The organism is Bradyrhizobium sp. 187, from assembly GCF_023101005.1.
Taxonomy (GTDB): Bacteria; Pseudomonadota; Alphaproteobacteria; order Rhizobiales; family Xanthobacteraceae; genus Bradyrhizobium; species Bradyrhizobium canariense_D.
In genome coordinates this window covers 4,578,855-4,598,547 of the sequence record NZ_CP064693.1, presented here as the reverse complement: position 1 = coordinate 4,598,547, position 19,693 = coordinate 4,578,855, and the positions used below count along the sequence as shown (strand labels likewise).

31 protein-coding genes are annotated in these 19,693 nt (G+C 62.7%); all 31 read left to right on the top strand.

Features of this window, described 5'->3' with window-relative positions; genetic code table 11:
- Positions 1–21: 21 nt before the first annotated feature.
- Positions 22–2,094: an elongation factor G gene (gene fusA, locus IVB19_RS22210; protein WP_026233180.1), complete on the top strand. Its 2,073-nt coding sequence runs from the start codon at positions 22–24 to the stop codon at positions 2,092–2,094.
- Between the two features lie 40 nt (positions 2,095–2,134).
- Positions 2,135–3,325, top strand: a complete 1,191-nt coding sequence (gene tuf / locus IVB19_RS22205) for an elongation factor Tu (RefSeq protein ID WP_018456453.1) — start codon at positions 2,135–2,137, stop codon at positions 3,323–3,325.
- Positions 3,326–3,407: 82 nt separating this feature from the next.
- Positions 3,408–3,716 carry a 30S ribosomal protein S10 gene (rpsJ, locus tag IVB19_RS22200; RefSeq protein ID WP_002712302.1) on the top strand — a complete coding sequence of 103 codons (309 nt, stop codon included), beginning with the start codon at positions 3,408–3,410 and terminating at the stop codon, positions 3,714–3,716.
- Between the two features lie 53 nt (positions 3,717–3,769).
- The gene (gene rplC, locus IVB19_RS22195; RefSeq protein ID WP_247819872.1) at positions 3,770–4,483 is read left to right on the top strand and encodes a 50S ribosomal protein L3; all 714 of its coding nucleotides are present in this window, start codon (positions 3,770–3,772) and stop codon (positions 4,481–4,483) included.
- A 1-nt stretch (position 4,484) separates the two neighbouring features.
- Positions 4,485–5,105, top strand: a complete 621-nt coding sequence (rplD, locus tag IVB19_RS22190; RefSeq protein WP_247336076.1) for a 50S ribosomal protein L4 — start codon at positions 4,485–4,487, stop codon at positions 5,103–5,105.
- Positions 5,102–5,404, top strand: coding sequence for a 50S ribosomal protein L23 (locus IVB19_RS22185; protein ID WP_007603019.1), 303 nt, complete (start codon positions 5,102–5,104; stop codon positions 5,402–5,404). The genes rplD and IVB19_RS22185 overlap by 4 nt, the downstream gene beginning before the upstream one ends.
- Before the next feature lie 12 nt (positions 5,405–5,416).
- Complete coding sequence (rplB, locus tag IVB19_RS22180) at positions 5,417–6,250, top strand: 50S ribosomal protein L2 (protein ID WP_007611609.1); 834 nt, start codon at positions 5,417–5,419, stop codon at positions 6,248–6,250.
- Between the two features lie 12 nt (positions 6,251–6,262).
- The gene (gene rpsS, locus IVB19_RS22175) at positions 6,263–6,541 is read left to right on the top strand and encodes a 30S ribosomal protein S19 (protein WP_007603021.1); all 279 of its coding nucleotides are present in this window, start codon (positions 6,263–6,265) and stop codon (positions 6,539–6,541) included.
- 10 nt (positions 6,542–6,551) lie between these two features.
- Positions 6,552–6,938, top strand: coding sequence for a 50S ribosomal protein L22 (gene rplV / locus IVB19_RS22170; RefSeq protein WP_007603022.1), 387 nt, complete (start codon positions 6,552–6,554; stop codon positions 6,936–6,938).
- 18 nt (positions 6,939–6,956) lie between these two features.
- Positions 6,957–7,682, top strand: coding sequence for a 30S ribosomal protein S3 (rpsC, locus tag IVB19_RS22165; RefSeq protein WP_007603023.1), 726 nt, complete (start codon positions 6,957–6,959; stop codon positions 7,680–7,682).
- 32 nt (positions 7,683–7,714) lie between these two features.
- Positions 7,715–8,128 (top strand): 50S ribosomal protein L16, encoded by a 414-nt coding sequence (gene rplP, locus IVB19_RS22160; protein ID WP_007603024.1) that lies wholly within the window; start codon positions 7,715–7,717, stop codon positions 8,126–8,128.
- Between the two features lie 5 nt (positions 8,129–8,133).
- Entirely contained in the window at positions 8,134–8,340 is a 207-nt protein-coding gene (rpmC, locus tag IVB19_RS22155; protein WP_007603026.1) for a 50S ribosomal protein L29, read from the top strand.
- A gap of 13 nt (positions 8,341–8,353) precedes the next feature.
- On the top strand, positions 8,354–8,602 hold the full coding sequence (gene rpsQ, locus IVB19_RS22150; RefSeq protein WP_007603028.1) for a 30S ribosomal protein S17: 249 nt from the start codon (positions 8,354–8,356) through the stop codon (positions 8,600–8,602).
- A gap of 83 nt (positions 8,603–8,685) precedes the next feature.
- A complete protein-coding gene (rplN, locus tag IVB19_RS22145) occupies positions 8,686–9,054 on the top strand; it encodes a 50S ribosomal protein L14 (protein WP_007603030.1) in 369 nt (122 codons plus the stop codon).
- Positions 9,054–9,368, top strand: coding sequence for a 50S ribosomal protein L24 (rplX, locus tag IVB19_RS22140; protein ID WP_007603031.1), 315 nt, complete (start codon positions 9,054–9,056; stop codon positions 9,366–9,368). Before rplN ends, rplX begins: the two co-directional genes overlap by 1 nt.
- Positions 9,361–9,918 (top strand): 50S ribosomal protein L5, encoded by a 558-nt coding sequence (rplE, locus tag IVB19_RS22135; protein WP_007603032.1) that lies wholly within the window; start codon positions 9,361–9,363, stop codon positions 9,916–9,918. Before rplX ends, rplE begins: the two co-directional genes overlap by 8 nt.
- Before the next feature lie 46 nt (positions 9,919–9,964).
- Entirely contained in the window at positions 9,965–10,270 is a 306-nt protein-coding gene (rpsN, locus tag IVB19_RS22130; protein ID WP_007611604.1) for a 30S ribosomal protein S14, read from the top strand.
- Positions 10,271–10,284: 14 nt separating this feature from the next.
- Positions 10,285–10,683 (top strand): 30S ribosomal protein S8, encoded by a 399-nt coding sequence (gene rpsH, locus IVB19_RS22125; RefSeq protein WP_007603034.1) that lies wholly within the window; start codon positions 10,285–10,287, stop codon positions 10,681–10,683.
- A 16-nt stretch (positions 10,684–10,699) separates the two neighbouring features.
- Entirely contained in the window at positions 10,700–11,233 is a 534-nt protein-coding gene (gene rplF, locus IVB19_RS22120; RefSeq protein ID WP_007603035.1) for a 50S ribosomal protein L6, read from the top strand.
- Positions 11,234–11,244: 11 nt separating this feature from the next.
- Entirely contained in the window at positions 11,245–11,607 is a 363-nt protein-coding gene (gene rplR, locus IVB19_RS22115; protein ID WP_007603036.1) for a 50S ribosomal protein L18, read from the top strand.
- A 47-nt stretch (positions 11,608–11,654) separates the two neighbouring features.
- Positions 11,655–12,242 (top strand): 30S ribosomal protein S5, encoded by a 588-nt coding sequence (rpsE, locus tag IVB19_RS22110; protein WP_007603037.1) that lies wholly within the window; start codon positions 11,655–11,657, stop codon positions 12,240–12,242.
- A 25-nt stretch (positions 12,243–12,267) separates the two neighbouring features.
- Complete coding sequence (gene rpmD / locus IVB19_RS22105) at positions 12,268–12,474, top strand: 50S ribosomal protein L30 (RefSeq protein ID WP_018456457.1); 207 nt, start codon at positions 12,268–12,270, stop codon at positions 12,472–12,474.
- A gap of 72 nt (positions 12,475–12,546) precedes the next feature.
- On the top strand, positions 12,547–13,032 hold the full coding sequence (gene rplO / locus IVB19_RS22100) for a 50S ribosomal protein L15 (RefSeq protein WP_027518586.1): 486 nt from the start codon (positions 12,547–12,549) through the stop codon (positions 13,030–13,032).
- 152 nt (positions 13,033–13,184) lie between these two features.
- On the top strand, positions 13,185–14,516 hold the full coding sequence (gene secY / locus IVB19_RS22095) for a preprotein translocase subunit SecY (RefSeq protein WP_247819871.1): 1,332 nt from the start codon (positions 13,185–13,187) through the stop codon (positions 14,514–14,516).
- 264 nt (positions 14,517–14,780) lie between these two features.
- Positions 14,781–15,674: an adenylate kinase gene (locus tag IVB19_RS22090; protein ID WP_204511513.1), complete on the top strand. Its 894-nt coding sequence runs from the start codon at positions 14,781–14,783 to the stop codon at positions 15,672–15,674.
- A gap of 186 nt (positions 15,675–15,860) precedes the next feature.
- Positions 15,861–16,229, top strand: coding sequence for a 30S ribosomal protein S13 (gene rpsM, locus IVB19_RS22085; RefSeq protein WP_018456460.1), 369 nt, complete (start codon positions 15,861–15,863; stop codon positions 16,227–16,229).
- Between the two features lie 122 nt (positions 16,230–16,351).
- Positions 16,352–16,741, top strand: coding sequence for a 30S ribosomal protein S11 (gene rpsK, locus IVB19_RS22080; RefSeq protein WP_007603045.1), 390 nt, complete (start codon positions 16,352–16,354; stop codon positions 16,739–16,741).
- Between the two features lie 111 nt (positions 16,742–16,852).
- Positions 16,853–17,884, top strand: coding sequence for a DNA-directed RNA polymerase subunit alpha (locus tag IVB19_RS22075; RefSeq protein ID WP_007603046.1), 1,032 nt, complete (start codon positions 16,853–16,855; stop codon positions 17,882–17,884).
- 120 nt (positions 17,885–18,004) lie between these two features.
- Complete coding sequence (gene rplQ, locus IVB19_RS22070; protein WP_018456461.1) at positions 18,005–18,421, top strand: 50S ribosomal protein L17; 417 nt, start codon at positions 18,005–18,007, stop codon at positions 18,419–18,421.
- Positions 18,422–18,580: 159 nt separating this feature from the next.
- Complete coding sequence (locus tag IVB19_RS22065) at positions 18,581–19,369, top strand: SDR family NAD(P)-dependent oxidoreductase (protein WP_204511512.1); 789 nt, start codon at positions 18,581–18,583, stop codon at positions 19,367–19,369.
- Between the two features lie 9 nt (positions 19,370–19,378).
- A complete protein-coding gene (locus IVB19_RS22060) occupies positions 19,379–19,672 on the top strand; it encodes a DUF1330 domain-containing protein (RefSeq protein ID WP_204511511.1) in 294 nt (97 codons plus the stop codon).
- Positions 19,673–19,693: the final 21 nt, after the last annotated feature.

The window sequence follows — 19,693 nt, the reverse complement described above, 5'->3', positions numbered from 1 at the left end:
ACGGAATCTAAGGAACACTCCATGCCCCGCGTTCATGCCATAGAGAATTACCGCAACTTCGGTATCATGGCGCATATCGATGCCGGCAAGACCACGACCACCGAGCGCATTCTCTATTACACCGGCAAGAGCCACAAAATCGGCGAAGTGCACGAAGGTGCCGCGACGATGGACTGGATGGAGCAGGAGCAGGAGCGCGGCATTACGATTACGTCGGCCGCGACCACCGCGTTCTGGGAAGGCAAGCGTCTCAACATCATCGACACTCCCGGCCACGTCGACTTCACCATCGAAGTCGAGCGCAGCCTGCGCGTGCTCGACGGCGCCGTGTGCGTGCTCGACTCGAACCAGGGCGTCGAGCCCCAGACCGAGACGGTCTGGCGCCAGGGCGACAAGTACAAAGTTCCGCGCATCGTCTTCGCCAACAAGATGGATAAGACCGGCGCTGACTTCTACAAGTGCATGCAGGACATCGTCGACCGCCTCGGCGCAAAGCCGATCGCGATCCAGCTTCCGATCGGCTCCGAGAACAACTTCAAGGGCCTGGTCGACCTCGTTCGCATGAAGGGCGTGGTCTGGGAAGAAGAGAAGCTCGACGCCAAGTTCGTGGACATCGATATTCCCGAGGACATGGTCGAGAAGGCCAAGGAATATCGCGAGAAGTTGTTGGAAGCCGCCGTCGAGCTCGACGACGAAGTTCTCGCCGCTTACCTCGACGGCAAGGAGCCCGATGAGCCGACGTTGAAGCGCTTGATCCGCAAGGCCGTGCTGACTGGCGCGTTCTTCCCGGTATTGTGCGGCTCGGCGTTCAAGAACAAGGGCGTGCAGCCTCTGCTCGACGCAGTCGTGGATTATCTGCCGTCGCCGGTTGACGTGCCCGCCATCAAGGGCGTCGATGAAGACGGCAACGAGGTCGTTCGCCTGCCGGACGATAAGGAGCCGCTGGCTCTGTTGGCCTTCAAGATCATGGACGACCCGTTCGTCGGCACCATCACCTTCTGCCGCATCTATTCCGGCACGCTGCTGTCGGGCACCGGCGTCATCAATTCGACGCGCGACCGCAAGGAGCGCATCGGCCGCATGTTGCTGATGCATGCGAACAACCGCGAAGACATCAAGGAAGCCTATGCCGGCGACATCGTCGCACTGGCTGGCCTGAAGGAAGCGCGCACCGGTGACACGCTGTGCGATCCCGACAAGGCGGTGATCCTCGAAAAGATGGAATTCCCCGAGCCCGTCATCGAGATCGCGATCGAGCCTAAGTCCAAGGCCGACCAGGAAAAGCTGGGCGTGGCGCTGGCGAAGCTCGCCGCGGAGGATCCGTCCTTCCGCGTGTCGACCGATCAGGAGTCCGGCCAGACCATCCTCAAGGGCATGGGCGAGCTCCATCTCGACATCAAGGTCGACATTCTCCGCCGCACCTACAAGGTCGATGCCAACATCGGCGCGCCGCAGGTGGCGTTCCGTGAGCGCGTCACCAAGAGGTCCGAAGTCAAGTACACCCACAAGAAGCAGACCGGCGGTACCGGACAGTTCGCGGAAGTGTCGATCATCGTGGAGCCGAACGAGCCCGGCAAGGGCTACGAGTTCGAGTCCAAGGTCGTCGGCGGTGCGGTGCCGAAGGAATACATCCCCGGCGTCGAGAAGGGCATCAACAGCGTGCTGAGTTCCGGCGTGGTCGCGGGCTTCCCCGTGGTCGACGTCAAGGTTCAGCTCGTCGACGGCAAGTATCACGACGTCGATTCGTCGGCGCTCGCCTTCGAAATCGCATCGCGTGCTGCATTCCGCGAAGCCTTGCAGAAGGGCAAGTCCGTCCTGCTCGAGCCGATCATGAAGGTCGAAGTGGTGACCCCGGAAGATTACACCGGCTCCGTCATCGGCGACCTGAATTCGCGGCGCGGTCAGATCCAGGGTCAGGACATGCGCGGCAACGCCAACGTCATCAACGCGATGGTGCCGCTCATGAACATGTTCGGTTACGTGAATAACCTGCGCTCGATGAGCCAGGGTCGCGCAACCTTCACCATGCAGTTCGACCACTACGCAGAAGCGCCGGCCAACGTGTCGGCAGAAGTCCAGAAGAAGTTTGCCTGATTGTCGTCGGTCTCGAACTGACGATTGAACGGAGAGTCAAATGGCCAAAGCAAAGTTTGAACGTAACAAGCCGCACTGCAACATCGGCACCATCGGTCACGTCGACCATGGCAAGACGTCGCTGACCGCGGCGATCACCAAGGTCCTCGCCGAAGCCGGCGGCGCGACGTTCACCGCGTACGACCAGATCGACAAGGCGCCGGAAGAGAAGGCGCGCGGCATCACGATCTCGACGGCGCACGTCGAATACGAGACCAAGAACCGCCACTACGCGCACGTCGACTGCCCCGGCCACGCCGACTACGTGAAGAACATGATCACCGGCGCCGCCCAGATGGACGGTGCGATCCTGGTCGTGTCGGCCGCCGACGGTCCGATGCCGCAGACCCGCGAGCACATCCTGCTCGCCCGCCAGGTCGGCGTTCCCGCGCTCGTCGTGTTCCTCAACAAGTGCGACATGGTCGACGATCCGGAACTGCTCGAGCTCGTCGAGCTCGAGGTCCGCGAGCTGCTCTCGAAGTACGAATTCCCGGGCGACACCATCCCGATCATCAAGGGCTCGGCGCTTGCCGCCCTCGAAGATTCCGATAAGACGCTCGGCCATGACGCCATCCTCGAGCTGATGAAGCAGGTCGACGCTTACATTCCGCAGCCGGAGCGTCCGGTCGATCTGCCGTTCCTGATGCCGGTTGAAGACGTGTTCTCGATCTCGGGCCGCGGCACCGTCGTGACCGGCCGTGTCGAGCGCGGTATCGTCAAGGTCGGCGAGGAAATCGAGATCGTCGGTCTGCGCGCCACGCAGAAGACCACGGTCACCGGTGTCGAAATGTTCCGCAAGCTGCTGGATCAAGGCCAGGCCGGCGACAACATCGGTGCGCTGCTTCGCGGTACCAAGCGCGAGGACGTCGAGCGCGGCCAGGTGCTGTGCAAGCCGGGTTCGGTCAAGCCGCACACCAAGTTCAAGGCTGAGGCCTACATCCTCACCAAGGAAGAGGGCGGCCGCCACACTCCCTTCTTCACCAACTACCGTCCGCAGTTCTACTTCCGCACCACCGACGTGACCGGTGTCGTGCATCTGCCGGAAGGCACCGAGATGGTGATGCCGGGCGACAACATCGCGATGGAAGTGCACCTGATCGTGCCGATCGCGATGGAAGAGAAGCTCCGCTTCGCGATCCGCGAAGGTGGCCGCACCGTCGGCGCCGGCGTCGTCGCCTCGATCATCGAGTAATTACGAGAATAGGGATCGGCGAATAGCGAATGTGACATTCGCTATTCGCTATTCGCCACCCCATTGAAGAAAGACCACGGCAATGAACGGCCAAAACATTCGCATCCGTCTCAAGGCGTTCGACCATCGTATCCTCGATACGTCGACCCGCGAGATCGTGAACACGGCGAAGCGCACCGGCGCGCAGGTCCGCGGACCCATTCCGCTGCCCACCCGCATCGAGAAGTTCACCGTCAACCGTTCGCCGCACGTCGACAAGAAGAGCCGCGAGCAGTTCGAGATGCGCACTCACAAGCGCCTGCTCGACATCGTCGATCCGACCCCGCAGACCGTCGATGCTTTGATGAAGCTCGACTTGGCCGCCGGTGTCGACGTCGAGATCAAGCTCTAAGATTTTTGGATCACGTTCGCCACTAGCGGACAGAAAGAACAGGAAGCACGCCGATGCGCTCCGGAGTGATCGCACAAAAGGTCGGGATGACGCGGGTCTTTACAGAGGCCGGCGAACATATCCCCGTGACCGTGCTGAAGCTCGGCAATTGCCAGGTCGTAGGCCACCGCACCGAAGAGAAAAACGGTTATGTCGCGCTCCAGCTTGGTTCTGGCAGCCGCAAGACCGTGTACATGCCCAAGGCGGAGCGCGGCCAGTTCGCGGTCGCGAAGGTCGAGCCGAAGCGGCAGGTCGAGGAATTCCGCGTCTCCGCGGATCAGATGATCCCCGTCGGTGCCGAGATCCTGGCCGACCACTTTGTCGTCGGTCAGTTCGTCGACGTCACCGGTACTTCGGTCGGTAAGGGTTTTGCCGGCGGTATGAAGCGCTGGAACTTCGGCGGTCTGCGCGCCACTCACGGCGTCTCGGTCTCGCACCGTTCGATCGGTTCGACCGGTGGCCGTCAGGACCCGGGCAAGACCTGGAAGAACAAGAAGATGCCCGGTCACATGGGCGTCGACTGCATCACCACGCTCAACCTTCGGGTCGTCCAGCTCGATGTCGAACGCGGTCTGATCCTCGTCGAAGGCGCCGTTCCCGGCTCCAAGGGCGGCTGGATCCGCGTGCGCGACGCCGTCAAGAAGCCGCTGCCTAAGGAAGCTCCGAAGCCCGGCAAGTTCAAGGTTGCTGGCGAAGCGGACGCTGCTCCGGCTGCGCAGGAGGCGTGAGATGGAATTGAAGGTCACGACCCTCGAAGGTAAGGAAGCCGGCTCGGTCCAGCTTTCCGACACCATTTTCGGCCTCGAGCCGCGCCAGGACATCATTGCACGTTGCGTGCAGTGGCAGCTCAACAAGCGCCAGGCCGGTACGCACAAGGCCAAGGGCCGCGCCGAGATCTGGCGCACCGGCAAGAAGATGTACAAGCAGAAGGGTACCGGTGGTGCTCGTCACGGCTCGGCCCGGGTGCCGCAGTTCCGCGGAGGTGGCCGTGCCTTCGGTCCGGTGGTGCGTTCGCACGCCACCGACCTGCCGAAGAAGGTCCGTGCGCTCGCCCTCAAGCATGCGCTCTCGGCCAAGGCCAAGGACGGCGATCTCATCGTGATCGACAAGGCCGCGCTGGAAGCTGCCAAGACCAAGGCGCTGCTCGGTCATTTCTCCGGTCTGGGTTTGACCAACGCGCTGATCGTCGACGGCGCCGAGCTCAACAACGGCTTCGCCGCTGCGGCCCGCAACATCCCGAACATGGACGTGCTGCCGATCCAGGGCATCAACGTCTATGACATCCTGCGCCGTCGGAAGCTTGTTCTGACCAAGGCCGCCATCGATGCGCTGGAGGCGCGCTTCAAATGACGAAGAACATCGAGCCTCGCCACTACGACGTGATCCTGTCGCCGGTCGTGACCGAAAAGGCCACGATCGCCTCGGAGCACAACAAGGTGCTGTTCAAGGTGGCCGCGAAGGCGACCAAGCCGCAGATCAAGGAAGCGATCGAGAAGCTGTTCGACGTCAAGGTCAAGAGTGTCAACACGCTGGTCCGCAAGGGCAAGACCAAGATCTTCCGTGGCAATCTCGGCTCGCAGTCGAACTCCAAGCGCGCGATCGTGACTCTCGAAGAGGGTCACCGGATCGACGTGACCACCGGTCTGTAAGGTCGTACGACGATGGCACTGAAGACATTCAATCCCACGACGCCGGGCCAGCGCCAGCTGGTCATGGTCGATCGTTCGGCCCTCTACAAGGGCAAGCCGGTCAAGGCGCTCACCGAAGGCAAGCACTCCTCCGGCGGCCGTAACAACACCGGTCGCATCACCGTGCGCTTCCGCGGCGGTGGTCATAAGCGAACGTTGCGTACCGTCGATTTCAAGCGCGACAAGGTCGATGCGCCCGCGACGGTCGAGCGGCTGGAGTACGATCCGAACCGCACCGCATTCATCGCGTTGGTCAAGTACGAAGACGGCACCCAGGCCTATATCCTGGCGCCGCAGCGTTTGGCCGTCGGTGATTCCGTCGTCGCCGGCAACTATGTCGACGTGAAGCCGGGCAATGTCATGCCGCTCGGCAACATGCCGGTCGGCACGATCATCCACAACATCGAGGTCAAGATCGGGAAGGGCGGCCAGCTCGCCCGTTCCGCGGGCACCTATGCCCAGCTCGTCGGTCGCGACCAGGACTACGTGATCATCCGCCTGAACTCGGGCGAACAGCGCCTGGTGCACGGCCGTTGCCGCGGCACGATCGGCGCGGTGTCGAACCCGGATCACATGAACACGTCGATCGGCAAGGCCGGCCGCAACCGTTGGCTGGGCCGCAAGCCGCACAACCGCGGCGTTTCGATGAACCCGATCGACCATCCGCACGGCGGTGGTGAAGGTCGTACCTCGGGCGGCCGCCACCCGGTTACTCCGTGGGGCAAGCCGACCAAGGGCAAGAAGACCCGCTCCAACAAGTCGACCAACAAATTCATTCTCCTAAGCCGCCACAAGCGGAAGAAGTAAGGAACGCCGGACATGGTTCGTTCAGTCTGGAAAGGCCCGTTCGTCGAGGGTTCTCTGCTCAAGAAGGCAGATGCCGCGCGCTCGTCCGGCCGTCACGACGTCATCAAGATCTGGAGCCGTCGCTCGACGATCCTGCCGCAATTCGTCGGCCTGACCTTCGGCGTCTACAACGGTCAGAAGCACGTGCCGGTGGCCGTCAACGAGGAAATGGTCGGTCACAAGTTCGGCGAGTTCTCGCCGACCCGCACCTTCCATGGCCACTCCGGGGACAAGAAAGCCAAGAAGGCTTGAGGATTAAACGATGAGCAAACCTAAGCGCGAACGGAGCCTCGCCGAGAACGAGGCCAAGGCGGTCGCCCGGATGCTGCGGGTGAGCCCGCAGAAGCTCAACCTGGTCGCCCAGCTCATTCGCGGCCGGAAGGCGGCTGCTGCGCTCGCCGACCTGCAGTTTTCGCGCAAGCGGATCGCGGTTGACGTGAAGAAGTGCCTGGAATCGGCTATTGCCAACGCCGAGAACAACCACGACCTCGACGTCGACGATCTCGTCGTGGCGCAGGCCTTCGTCGGCAACGGCCTCGTGATGAAGCGCTTTGCCGCCCGCGGCCGTGGCCGTTCGGGCCGTGTCTACAAACCATTTTCACAGCTGACGATCATCGTTCGTCAGGTCGAAGCCGCAGCAGCGGCTTAAGGGACGCAGGAGAACACGATGGGTCAAAAGATCAATCCGATCGGTCTGCGTCTCGGCATCAACCGGACCTGGGATTCCCGCTGGTACGCCGGCAAGCAGGAATACGGCAAGCTGCTGCACGAGGACGTCAAGATTCGTGAGATCCTGCACAAGGAGCTCAAGCAGGCAGCCGTTGCCCGCATCGTGATCGAGCGTCCGCACAAGAAGTGCCGCGTCACCATCCACTCGGCTCGTCCGGGCGTGGTGATCGGCAAGAAGGGCGCCGACATCGACAAGCTGCGCAAGAAGGTCGCGGACATCACGGCGTCCGACGTGGTCATCAACATCGTCGAAATCCGCAAGCCGGAGCTCGATGCGACGCTGGTGGCCGAGTCGATCGCGCAGCAGCTGGAGCGCCGCGTGGCGTTCCGCCGCGCCATGAAGCGCGCCGTGCAGTCAGCGATGCGTCTCGGTGCGGAAGGCATCCGCATCAACTGCTCGGGACGTCTGGGCGGCGCGGAAATCGCGCGCATGGAGTGGTACCGCGAAGGTCGCGTGCCGCTGCACACGCTGCGCGCAGACATCGACTACGGGGTTGCGACCGCGTTCACGACCTTCGGCACCTGCGGTGTCAAGGTCTGGATCTTCAAGGGCGAGATCCTCGAGCACGATCCGATGGCCCAGGACAAGAGAATGGCCGAAGGTGAGACTGGTGGCGGCGGCGATCGCGGCGGCCGGCAGCGCCGGGACAACGCTGCAGCCTGACGCCAGCACAGAGAATTTGAGGGCTTGAAGCCATGATGCAACCTAAGAAAACGAAGTTCCGGAAGGCGCATAAGGGCCGTATCCACGGCGTTGCGTCTTCGGGCGCGACGTTGGCGTTCGGCCAGTTCGGTCTGAAGGCGACCGAGCCTGAGCGCGTCACCGCGCGCCAGATCGAAGCCGCTCGCCGCGCGCTGACCCGCCACATGAAGCGCGCCGGCCGCGTCTGGATCCGCATATTCCCCGACGTTCCCGTGTCGAAGAAGCCTGCCGAAGTCCGCATGGGTTCCGGCAAGGGCGCGCCGGAATTGTGGGTCGCGCGCGTCAAGCCGGGCCGGGTGCTGTTCGAGATCGACGGCGTCAACACCCAGACGGCGCGTGAAGCGCTGACCCTGGCGGCAGCCAAGCTGCCGATCAAGACGCGCTTCGTCGAGCGCATTGCGGAGTAATGGCCATGGCCCAGATGAAAATCGAAGACATCCGCGCGTTGAGCCCCGATCAGCAGGACGACGCCATCCTGAACCTGAAGAAGGAGCGCTTCAACCTGCGCTTCCAGCGCGCCACCGGGCAGCTCGAGAACACCTCGCGCCTGCGCGAAGCCCGCCGTGACATCGCCCGGATCAAGACCGTCGCCGCGCAGACGCGCGCGAAGAAGAAGTAAGAGGCTTACGAAGATGCCGAAACGTACTTTGCAGGGCGTGGTCGTCAGCGACAAGCAAGCCAAGACCATCGTGGTGCGCGTCGATCGCCGCTTTACGCACCCGATCTACAAGAAGACGATCCGCCGTTCGAAGAACTACCACGCGCACGACGAGAGCAACGAGTTCAAGCCGGGCGACATGGTGTGGATCGAGGAATCGAAGCCGATTTCGAAGTTGAAGCGCTGGGTCGTGATCCGGGGCGAACACAAGAAAAGCGCCTGATCTGTTGGCTTTAGCCGACTGACTTCAGGTTAATGTTGAGCGCCGGCTGGGCTGGCGCAAAGAGAAGAGGACGAGGTGCATCAATGATTCAGATGCAGACCAACCTCGACGTGGCCGATAATTCTGGCGCACGCCGTGTCATGTGTATCAAGGTGCTCGGGGGCTCCAAGCGCCGCTACGCCACGATCGGCGACATCATCGTTGTCTCGATCAAGGAAGCTATTCCGCGCGGCAAGGTGAAGAAGGGCGACGTGATGAAGGCCGTCGTGGTGCGCGTCCGCAAGGACATTCGCCGCGCCGACGGTTCGGTCATCCGCTTCGACCGCAACGCCGCCGTTCTGATCAACAATCAGTCCGAGCCGGTCGGTACCCGTATCTTCGGGCCCGTGCCGCGCGAGCTGCGCGCCAAGAACCACATGAAGATCATCTCGCTCGCGCCGGAGGTGCTGTGATGGCTGCGAAGATCCGCAAGGGCGACAAGGTCGTCGTGCTGACCGGCCGCGACAAAGGCCGCACCGGCGAGGTGTTCGAAGTGCGTCCCGACGCCGGTACGGCGCTGGTGCGCGGCATCAACATGGTCAAGCGTCACCAGAAGCAGACGCAGGCCCAGGAGGGCGGCATCATCTCGAAAGAGTCGCCGATCCAACTGTCCAACATCGCGTATGTCGGCAAGGACGGGAAGCCGACCCGCGTCGGATTCAAGATTCTGGCGGACGGCAAGAAGGTCCGCATCGCCAAGAGCTCGGGAGCTGAGATCGATGGCTGAGGCCGCTTACACACCGCGCCTGCGCGCGGAATACGACGCGAAGATCCGGACGGAAATGACCGAGAAGTTCGGTTATGAGAACGTCATGCAGGTTCCGCGCCTGGACAAGGTCGTGCTGAACATGGGCGTTGGCGATTCCGTCAACGACCGCAAGAAGGCCGAGAACGCCGCTGCGGAATTGACCCAGATCGCCGGCCAGAAGGCGATCGTGACCTATTCGCGGATCGCGATCGCGACCTTCAAGTTGCGTGAGAACCAGCCGATCGGCTGCAAGGTCACGCTGCGCAAGGCCCGTATGTACGAGTTCATCGATCGTCTGGTGACGGTCGCGCTGCCCCGCGTCCGCGACTTCCGCGGCTTGAACCCGAAGAGCTTCGATGGCCGCGGCAACTACTCGCTCGGCCTCAAGGAACACATCATTTTCCCCGAGATCGACTTCGACAAGGTCACGGAATCCCGCGGTATGGACATCACCGTCTGCACCACGGCCAAGACCGACGACGAGGCGAGGGCCTTGTTGACCGCATTCAATTTCCCGTTCCGGCAGTGAGACGCTGACCTAAAGCCTCTCAAACGCGGATACCCAGGAGCCAAGCATGGCAAAGAAGAGTTCAATCGAGAAGAACAACCGGCGCAAGCGGATGACGAAGAACGCCGCCCCGAAGCGCGAGCGGTTGAAGGCGATCATCGCCGACAAGACGTTGCCGATGGAGGAGCGGTTCGCTGCGACCCTGAAGCTGGCGGAAATGCCGCGCAACTCGTCGGCGACCCGCATCCGTCTGCGTTGCGAGCTGTCGGGCCGTTCGCGCTCGAACTATCGCTTGACCAAACTGTCCCGCATCGCAATGCGGGACCTTGGCTCCAAGGGCATGGTCCCGGGCCTCGTGAAGTCCAGCTGGTAAGGAGGGTCGTTTAGATGTCTACGCACGATCCAATCAGCGATCTGATCACCCGCATCCGTAACGCGCAGATGCGCTCCAAGAACAAGGTCTCCACGCCTGGCTCGAAGATGCGCGAGAACGTGCTCGAGGTGCTGAAGAGCGAAGGCTACATCCGCGGTTACGCGACGCTCGAGCATTCCTCGGGCCGCAGCGAGATCGAGATCGAGCTGAAGTATTTCGACGGCGAGCCCGTTATCCGTGAGATCGAGCGTGTCTCCAAGCCCGGACGTCGCGTGTACGCCTCGGTGAAGAACCTGCCGCGGGTCAATAACGGACTCGGCATTTCGGTGTTGTCGACGCCGAAGGGAATCATGGCTGACCACAGTGCGCGTGAAGCGAACGTGGGCGGCGAAGTTCTCTTCACGGTGTTCTGAGAAGGATTTTTGATCCATGTCACGTGTTGGCAAAAGACCGGTAGCGGTGCCGTCGGGTGTGACCGCGACCGTCGACGGGCAGACCGTCAAGATGAAGGGGCCGAAGGGCCAGCTTCAGTTCGTCGTCCATAACGACGTCGAGGTGAAGCTCGACAACGGCCAGGTCAAGGTGAACCCGCGGGTCGAGACCAACCGCGCGCGGGCCCTGTACGGGACCGCTCGCGCCCAGGTCGCGAATCTGGTCGAGGGTGTCACCAAGGGTTTCGAGAAGAAGCTCGAAATCACCGGCGTCGGTTACCGCGCCGCGCTGCAGGGCAAGAACCTGCAGCTCGCGCTCGGCTACAGCCACGATGTGGTCTACGCGATCCCGGAGGGGATCACGATCACCGTGCCGAAGCCGACCGAGATCACGGTGACCGGCAGCGACATTCAGCGCGTCGGCCAGGTCGCCGCCGAGATTCGCTCCTATCGTCCGCCGGAGCCCTACAAGGGCAAGGGCGTGAAGTATGTTGGCGAATTCATCTTCCGCAAGGAAGGCAAGAAGAAGTAACGGAGCCGGTCATGTCGAAAGCCAAGGTTACGAATGCCCGGCGCAAGCGCAGTGTACGACTGAAGCTGCGCCGCTCGGGTGGCGGCCGTCCGCGCCTGTCGGTGTTCCGCTCGTCCAAGCACATCTACGCCCAGGTCATCGACGACCTGAAGGGCGAGACGCTGGCCTCTGCCTCGTCGCTCGAGAAGTCGATGCGCGATGGCGGCAAGACCGGCGCCGACATCGATGCGGCGAAGGCGGTCGGCAAGCTGCTGGCCGAGCGCGCCGCCGAGAAGGGTGTCAAGGAAGTCGTGTTCGATCGCGGCAGCTATCTCTATCACGGGCGCGTCAAGGCTCTTGCCGACGCGGCGCGTGAAAGCGGGCTGAGCTTCTAACAGAATTTGAGGATTGAGGCGTAAGCCTCTGAAGGACTGGAAAAACCATGGCAGAACGCGAACAACGTGGTGGACGCGATCAACGCGGCGGCGGACGTGAACGCAGGGAAGAGCGCGACAGCGAGTTCGTTGACAAGCTCGTCCACATCAATCGCGTCGCCAAGGTCGTCAAGGGCGGCAAGCGCTTCGGTTTCGCAGCGCTGGTCGTGATCGGCGACCAGAAGGGCCGCGCCGGCTTCGGTCACGGCAAGGCGCGCGAAGTGCCCGAGGCGATCCGCAAGGCAACCGAATCCGCCAAGCGCAACCTGACCCGCGTGTCGTTGCGCGAGGGCCGCACGCTGCATCACGACATCGCCGGCCGTCATGGCGCGGGCCGTGTTTACCTGCGCGCAGCTCCGGCCGGTACCGGCATCATCGCCGGCGGTCCGATGCGCGCCGTGTTCGAGACGCTCGGCGTCCAGGACGTGGTTGCGAAGTCGATCGGCTCGTCGAACCCGTACAACATGGTTCGCGCGACCTTCGATGCGCTGAAGCATCAGGATTCGCCGCGCTCGGTCGCTGCCCGCCGCAACATCAAGGTGTCCACCCTCCAGTCCCGCCGTATCGGTGGTGACGCCGAGGCGGTTGCCGAATAACGGAAGCTTTTCGGAGTAGACGCCTATGGCCAAGAGTGCCGTTACGACCGCAAAGACGATCAAGCTCGAGCAGACCGGCAGCGCGATCCGCCGCCATCACTCGCAGCGTTCGACGCTGATCGGGCTCAAGCTCAACAAGATCGGCCGCATCAGCGAACTGCCGGACACCCCGGCGGTCCGCGGCATGATCTTGAAAGTTCACCATCTCGTTCGCATTGTCGACGAGAAGTAAGCAAAGGCGCACGATCCCGAAGCGGGACCCGTTTTCGGTGAAGGTCATGCGCAAGAAACAAGGAGCAGGGCGATGAAGCTCAGCGATATCGCCGACAATGCCGGCTCGCGCAAGAAGCGTATGCGCGTCGGCCGCGGCATTGGTTCGGGCAAGGGCAAGCAGGCCGGCCGCGGTGGCAAGGGCCAGACCGCGCGTTCGGGCGTGCGCATCAAGGGTTTCGAAGGCGGCCAGATGCCCTTGCATCGCCGTCTGCCCAAGCGCGGCTTCAACAACATCTTCCGCGTGGAGTTCGCCGAGATCAATCTCGACCGGCTCCAGGATGCGGTCGATGCCAAGAAGATCGACGCCGGCAGCGTCGTGAACGTCGAATCCCTGGTCAAGGCCGGCGTGCTGCGCCGCGCCAAGGGTGGCCTGCGGCTGCTCGGCCGCGGCGAGTTCAAGGCCAAGCTCAACATCGAAGTGCACGGCGCCTCGAAGACCGCGATCGCGGCAGTCGAGAAGGCCGGCGGCTCGGTGAAGATCCTCGCGCCTGCCAAGGAAGAAGGCGAGGCGGCGTAACAACTGCGTCATCGGCCCGCGGCTCGCGGGCCTTTACGCACGCGGGACGATGGACTTATCGAAGCCGTAGCCCCAGATAATGTCCGGTGTCCGGTATAATGTAGCCCGGCCGCGGGCATAACGGCGCAATAAGCGGCGGGAGAAAGTCCAAGATGGCCTCTGCAGCGGAACAACTGGCAGCCAATCTCAATTTCGGTGCGTTTGCCAAGGCCGACGAACTGAAGAAGCGCATCTGGTTCACCCTGGGCGCGCTGCTCGTTTATCGGCTCGGGACCTACATCCCGTTGCCCGGCATCGATCCCAACATCTGGGAGCAGGTGTTCCGCTCCCAGGCGGGCGGCATCCTCGGCATGTTCAATATGTTCGCTGGCGGCGGCATTCACCGCATGGCGATCTTTGCGCTGAACATCATGCCGTACATCTCCGCCTCCATCATCATCCAGCTCCTGACCACCGTCTCGCCGCAGCTCGAGGCGCTGAAGAAGGAAGGCGAGTCCGGCCGCAAGCTGCTGAACCAGTACACCCGTTATCTCACGGTGATCCTGGCCGCGTTCCAGTCCTACGGCATTGCGGTGGGCCTCGAAGGCGCTGCCAACGTCGTCAGCGACCCCGGCATGTTCTTCCGCCTGTCGACGGCGATCACGCTGACCGGCGGCACCATGTTCCTGATGTGGCTGGGCGAGCAGATCACGTCGCGCGGCATCGGCAACGGCATTTCCCTGATCATTCTCTCCGGCATCGTCGCCGAGCTGCCCGCGGCGCTCGCCAACATGCTCGAGCTCGGCCGTCAGGGTGCGATGTCGACCGGCCTGATTCTGGTCGTCATCATCATGGCGGTGGCCGTGATCGCCTTCATCGTGTTCGTGGAGCGCGCCCAGCGCCGGCTCTTGATCCAGTATCCGAAGCGCCAGGTCGGCAACAAGATGTTCGAGGGGCAGTCCTCGCATCTGCCGCTCAAGCTCAACACCTCGGGCGTGATCCCGCCGATCTTCGCGTCCTCGCTGCTGCTGCTGCCGACCACGGTCGCGAACTTCAACGCGGGCAGTGGGCCGGAATGGTTCCAGTGGATCAACACCCAGCTCGGCCACGGCCGTCCGCTGTTCCTGATCATGTATCTGGCGCTGATCGTGTTCTTCGCCTTCTTCTACACCGCGATCGTGTTCAATCCGACCGAGACCGCGGACAATCTGAAGAAGCACGGCGGCTTCATTCCGGGTATCCGCCCGGGCGAGCGTACCGCGGAATATATCGACTACGTGCTGTCGCGGATCACCGTGCTCGGCGCGGTGTATCTGGCGATCGTCTGCTTGATTCCGGAAATCCTGATCTCCTACGCGTCGGTGCCGTTCTACTTTGGCGGCACTTCGCTGTTGATCGTCGTCAGCGTCACCATGGACACGGTGGCGCAGGTGCAGGGCTATCTCCTGGCGCATCAGTACGAAGGCCTGATCCGGAAGTCGAAGCTGCGCGGCCGCCGCCGTTAAGCGCGGCGTCCCTCGGGCGGCGCGATTGCGCCGCCGATTCGCCGCGCGTGCAATGCGCGCGGACGGCGAGCCGGCCATTCGGTCGCCTCGGCAGAGTCGCTCTTCCTGTCGTGCAAGCATTGATCTCAAAGGCTTCTTGGCGTCTGGCCATTTGCTCCCCTATGATATGGGTAGCGGTGCGGCGCTGATTATGATTTGCACTGTAACTGGACTTCAAAACACGGGCGCGCGACGTATCGCGCACCAATCGGGGGGCGTACGCCGATGAGAATTATACTTCTGGGGCCACCGGGATCGGGCAAGGGCACCCAGGCGCAGCTGCTGGTGCAGCGCTATGGCATCGTCCAGCTCTCGACCGGCGAGATGTTGCGTGCAGCGGTGGCGGCCGGAACGCCGGTCGGGCTCAAGGCTAAGGAGATCATGGCCAGCGGCGGTCTCGTGCCAGACGATGTCGTGGTGGGGATCATCTCCGATCGGATCGATCAGCCGGATGCCAAAAACGGTTTCATCCTTGACGGTTTCCCGCGGACCGTGCCGCAGGCCGAGGCGCTGGATGAGCTGCTCAAGCACAAGCACCTCAAGCTCGATGCCGTGATCGAGCTCCGCGTCAACGAAAGCGCGCTCCTGAATCGCGTCGAGACTCGCGTCGCCCAGATGCGCGAGCGCGGGGAAGAGGTCCGGCTTGATGACACCCCGGAGGTGCTGACCAAGCGACTCGCCAGCTACCGCAGCCAGACGGAACCGCTGATTCACTACTATTCCGAGCGGCGCAAGCTCTCGACCATCGACGGCATGATGGCCATCGATGAGGTCACCCGCGCCATCCATCGCCAGCTCCTGGCGCTCGGGGCGGTCGAGCCCAAGACGCATGGCAAGGCACATGGCAAGACGCGCGCCCGGAGTGCGACAAAGGCGGCCCCGGCCAGAAAGGCCAAGGCGGCGAAGAAATCGGCCAAAAAGTCTGCGAAAGCGGCCAAAAAGGCTGCCAAATCCGAGAAGGCGGCCAAGAAGGCTACGAAGGCGGGCAAGAGAATCGTCAAGAAAGCCGCCAAGAAGGCAGGAAAGAAGATGGCAGCCAAGAAGACCGCCAGGAAGGCTGTCAAGAAAGGTGCCAAAAAGGCCGCAAAAAAGGTCACGAAAAGGCGAGCTAAGCGCTAGCAGCGGTTGACGAAAGCCCCCTGAATCCCCTAATAAGCCCGCATCCAAGTCGGATAGTTTCAAACGATGCCGGGCCCCAGGAAGACTAGGGGTGGGCGTCGTGTTCGCGTTTGTGAACACCTGCCCGAGAAACCAAGCACTTAAAGCCCGATTCCTGACGAGGGATTGGCGACAGGAGAGAAGGCCGTGGCCCGTATTGCCGGCGTGAACATCCCGACCAACAAGCGCGTGCTGATCGCGCTCCAGTACATCCATGGCATCGGTCAGAAGATCGCCGGTGAGATTCTGGAGAAGGTGAAGATCCCGGTGGATCGTCGCGTCAATCAGCTCAGCGACGCCGAAGTGCTCCAGATCCGCGAAGTGATCGACCGCGACTATATGGTCGAGGGCGATTTGCGTCGTGAGGTCGGCATCAACATCAAGCGTCTGATGGACCTCGGCTGCTATCGCGGCCTGCGCCATCGTCGCGGTCTGCCGGTGCGTGGCCAGCGTACCCACACCAACGCGCGTACGCGCAAGGGTCCGGCCAAGGCCATCGCCGGCAAGAAGAAGTAAGTTTTCGCATCCAATCACGGCGTGTGGCGACCCGGGGATGACCCGTTCGCCACGCGCCTTTCGTTCCACAGGTGTAGCCGCTGGCATTACGGCGGCGTTGAGATCTTCAGGAAAGGTAGTCTATGGGCAAGGAAGCCACCCGCGTTCGTCGTCGTGAGCGCAAGAACATCGCCTCCGGCGTCGCGCACGTGAACTCGTCGTTCAACAACACGACCATCACCATCACCGACGCGCAGGGCAACACGATTGCCTGGTCCTCCGCCGGCACGATGGGCTTCAAGGGCTCGCGCAAGTCGACCCCGTATGCCGCACAGGTTGCCGCCGAGGACGTGTCGAAGAAGGCGCAGGAGCACGGCATGCGCACGCTGGAAGTCGAAGTCGCCGGTCCCGGTTCGGGCCGCGAATCGGCGCTCCGGGCGCTGCAGGCCGCGGGCTTCACCGTCACCTCGATCCGCGACGTGACCACGATCCCGCACAACGGTTGCCGTCCCCGTAAGCGTCGGCGCGTTTGATACCAGATTGCGGGCGCATTGGCGCCCGCGATGATTTTTTGCAAAGCCGTGGAAATGATCTGCGGCCTTTCTCCAACGCCAGTGCCTGCAACAGCAGTCTGACTGGCCTGTATGGGTGAAACAGTGACGATCCAGAAAAATTGGCAAGAACTGATTCGGCCGAACAAGCTGCAGGTACAGCCCGGCAGCGATCCGACCCGTTTCGCGACCATCGTCGCCGAACCGCTCGAGCGCGGCTTCGGCCAGACGCTCGGCAACGCGCTACGCCGCATCCTGCTGTCCTCGCTCCAGGGCGCGGCAGTGCAGTCGGTGCACATCGACGGCGTGCTGCACGAGTTCTCCTCGATCGCGGGCGTCCGTGAGGACGTCACCGACATCGTGCTCAACATCAAGGACATCTCGATCAAGATGCAGGGCGAAGGCCCCAAGCGCATGGTCGTCAAGAAGTCCGGACCGGGCGTCGTCACCGCCGGCGACATCCAGACCGTGGGCGACGTCGTCGTGCTCAATCCCGACCTGCAGATCTGCACGCTCGATGAGGGCGCCGAGATCCGTATGGAGTTCACGGTCGCAACCGGCAAGGGCTACGTTCCCGCCGAGCGCAACCGCCCCGAGGACGCACCGATCGGCCTGATCCCGGTCGACAGCCTGTACTCGCCGGTCCGCAAGGTCTCCTACAAGGTCGAGAACACCCGCGAGGGCCAGATCCTCGACTACGACAAGCTGACCATGACGATCGAGACCAACGGCGCACTGACGCCGGATGATTCCGTGGCCTACGCGGCGCGCATCCTGCAGGATCAGCTCAACGTGTTCGTCAACTTCGAAGAGCCGCGCAAGGAAGTCGCCCAGGAGATCATCCCGGACCTCGCCTTCAACCCGGCCTTCCTCAAGAAGGTGGACGAGCTCGAGCTGTCGGTGCGCTCGGCCAATTGCTTGAAGAACGACAACATCGTCTACATCGGCGACCTCGTGCAGAAGAGCGAAGCGGAAATGCTCCGCACTCCGAACTTCGGCCGCAAGTCTCTGAACGAGATCAAGGAAGTGCTGGCCCAGATGGGTCTGCACCTCGGCATGGAAGTGCCGGGCTGGCCGCCGGAGAACATCGACGAGCTCGCCAAGCGCTTCGAGGATCACTACTGATCCGAACGACAACAGGCTAAGGCGCGAATTCATCGCGCCTTAGCGGGCGAACGCAGGCAGCCCACCTGAGCAACTGGTCCGACGAACCGTCGCGACGAATGAAATTCAAGGAATAGATAAATGCGTCACGGCAAGGTTCATCGCAAGCTCAACCGCACCGCTGAGCATCGCCGCGCGATGTTCGCCAACATGTGCGCCGCGCTGATCAAGCACGAGCAGATCGTCACCACGCTGCCGAAGGCGAAGGAATTGCGTCCGATCGTCGAGAAGCTGATTACCCTCGGCAAGAAGGGCGGGCTGGCCATGCGCCGTCAGGCCATCTCGGAGATGCGTGACAAGGATCAGGTCAGGAAGCTGTTCGACACGCTCGCGCCCCGCTACAAGGATCGCCAGGGTGGCTACACCCGCATCATCAAGGCCGGCTTCCGCTACGGCGACAACGCCCCGATGGCCGTGATCGAGTTTGTCGATCGTGATGTCGATGCCAAGGGCCTGGATTCCGGTCCGGTGCAGGAAAAGGAAGCCGAGGCGGCATAAGCCGACCGGCAGAGAGTTTTCAGAAAGCGGCGCCTTCGGGCGCCGCTTTTTTATTGGCCGTCCTGTTGGTTACGTCCCGCTCCTCACGCGTCGGTGAGTGCCGATTGCTATCGTGCCGGCAGCGCCCAATATCTCCGCAAGCATCAACGGAGATCACGCATGAACATCGACCTATCCGGAAAGAACGCCCTCGTCACCGGCTCGACTGCCGGCATCGGCCACGCCATCGCCAAGGGCCTTGCCGGCTCGGGTGCGAGCGTCGTGATCAACGGACGCGGCCAGGACAAGGTCGATGCGGCCGTGCGTAAGCTGGAAGGGGCGGGCGGAAAGGTCCGCGGCATCGCCGCCGACGTCTCGACCGCGGCGGGCTGCAAGGCGCTGGCCGCGGCGCTGCCAGACGTCGACATCCTCATCAACAATGCCGGCATCTTCGAGCCGAGGGACTTTTTCGACATTCCGGACGAGGACTGGAGCCGCTTTTTCGAGGTCAACGTGATGAGCGGCGTGCGTCTCTCGCGTGCGTATATGAAAGGCATGCTCAAGCGCAACTGGGGCCGAATCGTCTTCATCTCCTCGGAGTCCGGGCTCAACATTCCCGTCGAGATGATCCACTACGGCATGAGCAAGACGGCGCAGCTCTCGGTCGCGCGGGGCCTGGCGCAGCTCACACGGGGCACCGGCGTCACCGTCAATTCCGTGCTGCCGGGCCCGACAATGTCGGAGGGCGTCGAGACGTTCGTGAAGGATCTTGCCAAGCAGAACGGCCAGTCGGTCGATGAGGCCGCGGCCAATTTCGTCAAACAACATCGCCCAAGCTCGCTGCTCCAGCGCTTCGCCAGCGTCGATGAGATCGCCAACATGGTGGTGTATGCGGCTTCGAAGGAAGCCTCGGCGACCAACGGCGCGGCGTTGCGTGCGGAGGGCGGCATCATCAATACGATTGCCTGAGGCCTGCGGATGCCGGCCTATGTGATCTCCGAGGTTGAGGTACGCGACAGAGCCGCGATGGAAGCCTATCGCGAGCTGGCCGCAGCAACCATCGCGCAATATGGCGGCCGCTATCTCGTGCGCGGCGGCGCCGCCGAATTGGTGGAGGGCGGCCCGCCGCCCAAGACCATCATCATCGTGGAGTTCCCATCGATGGCGCGGGCGCAGGAATGGTATGCCTCGGCCGAGTACGCCGAGGCGCTGAAGCTGCGGCACACGGCGCTGGAGCGTCGGCTGCTGTTTGTCGAGGGCGTGGCACCGTAGACAAGCCCGGGCATGACGGAG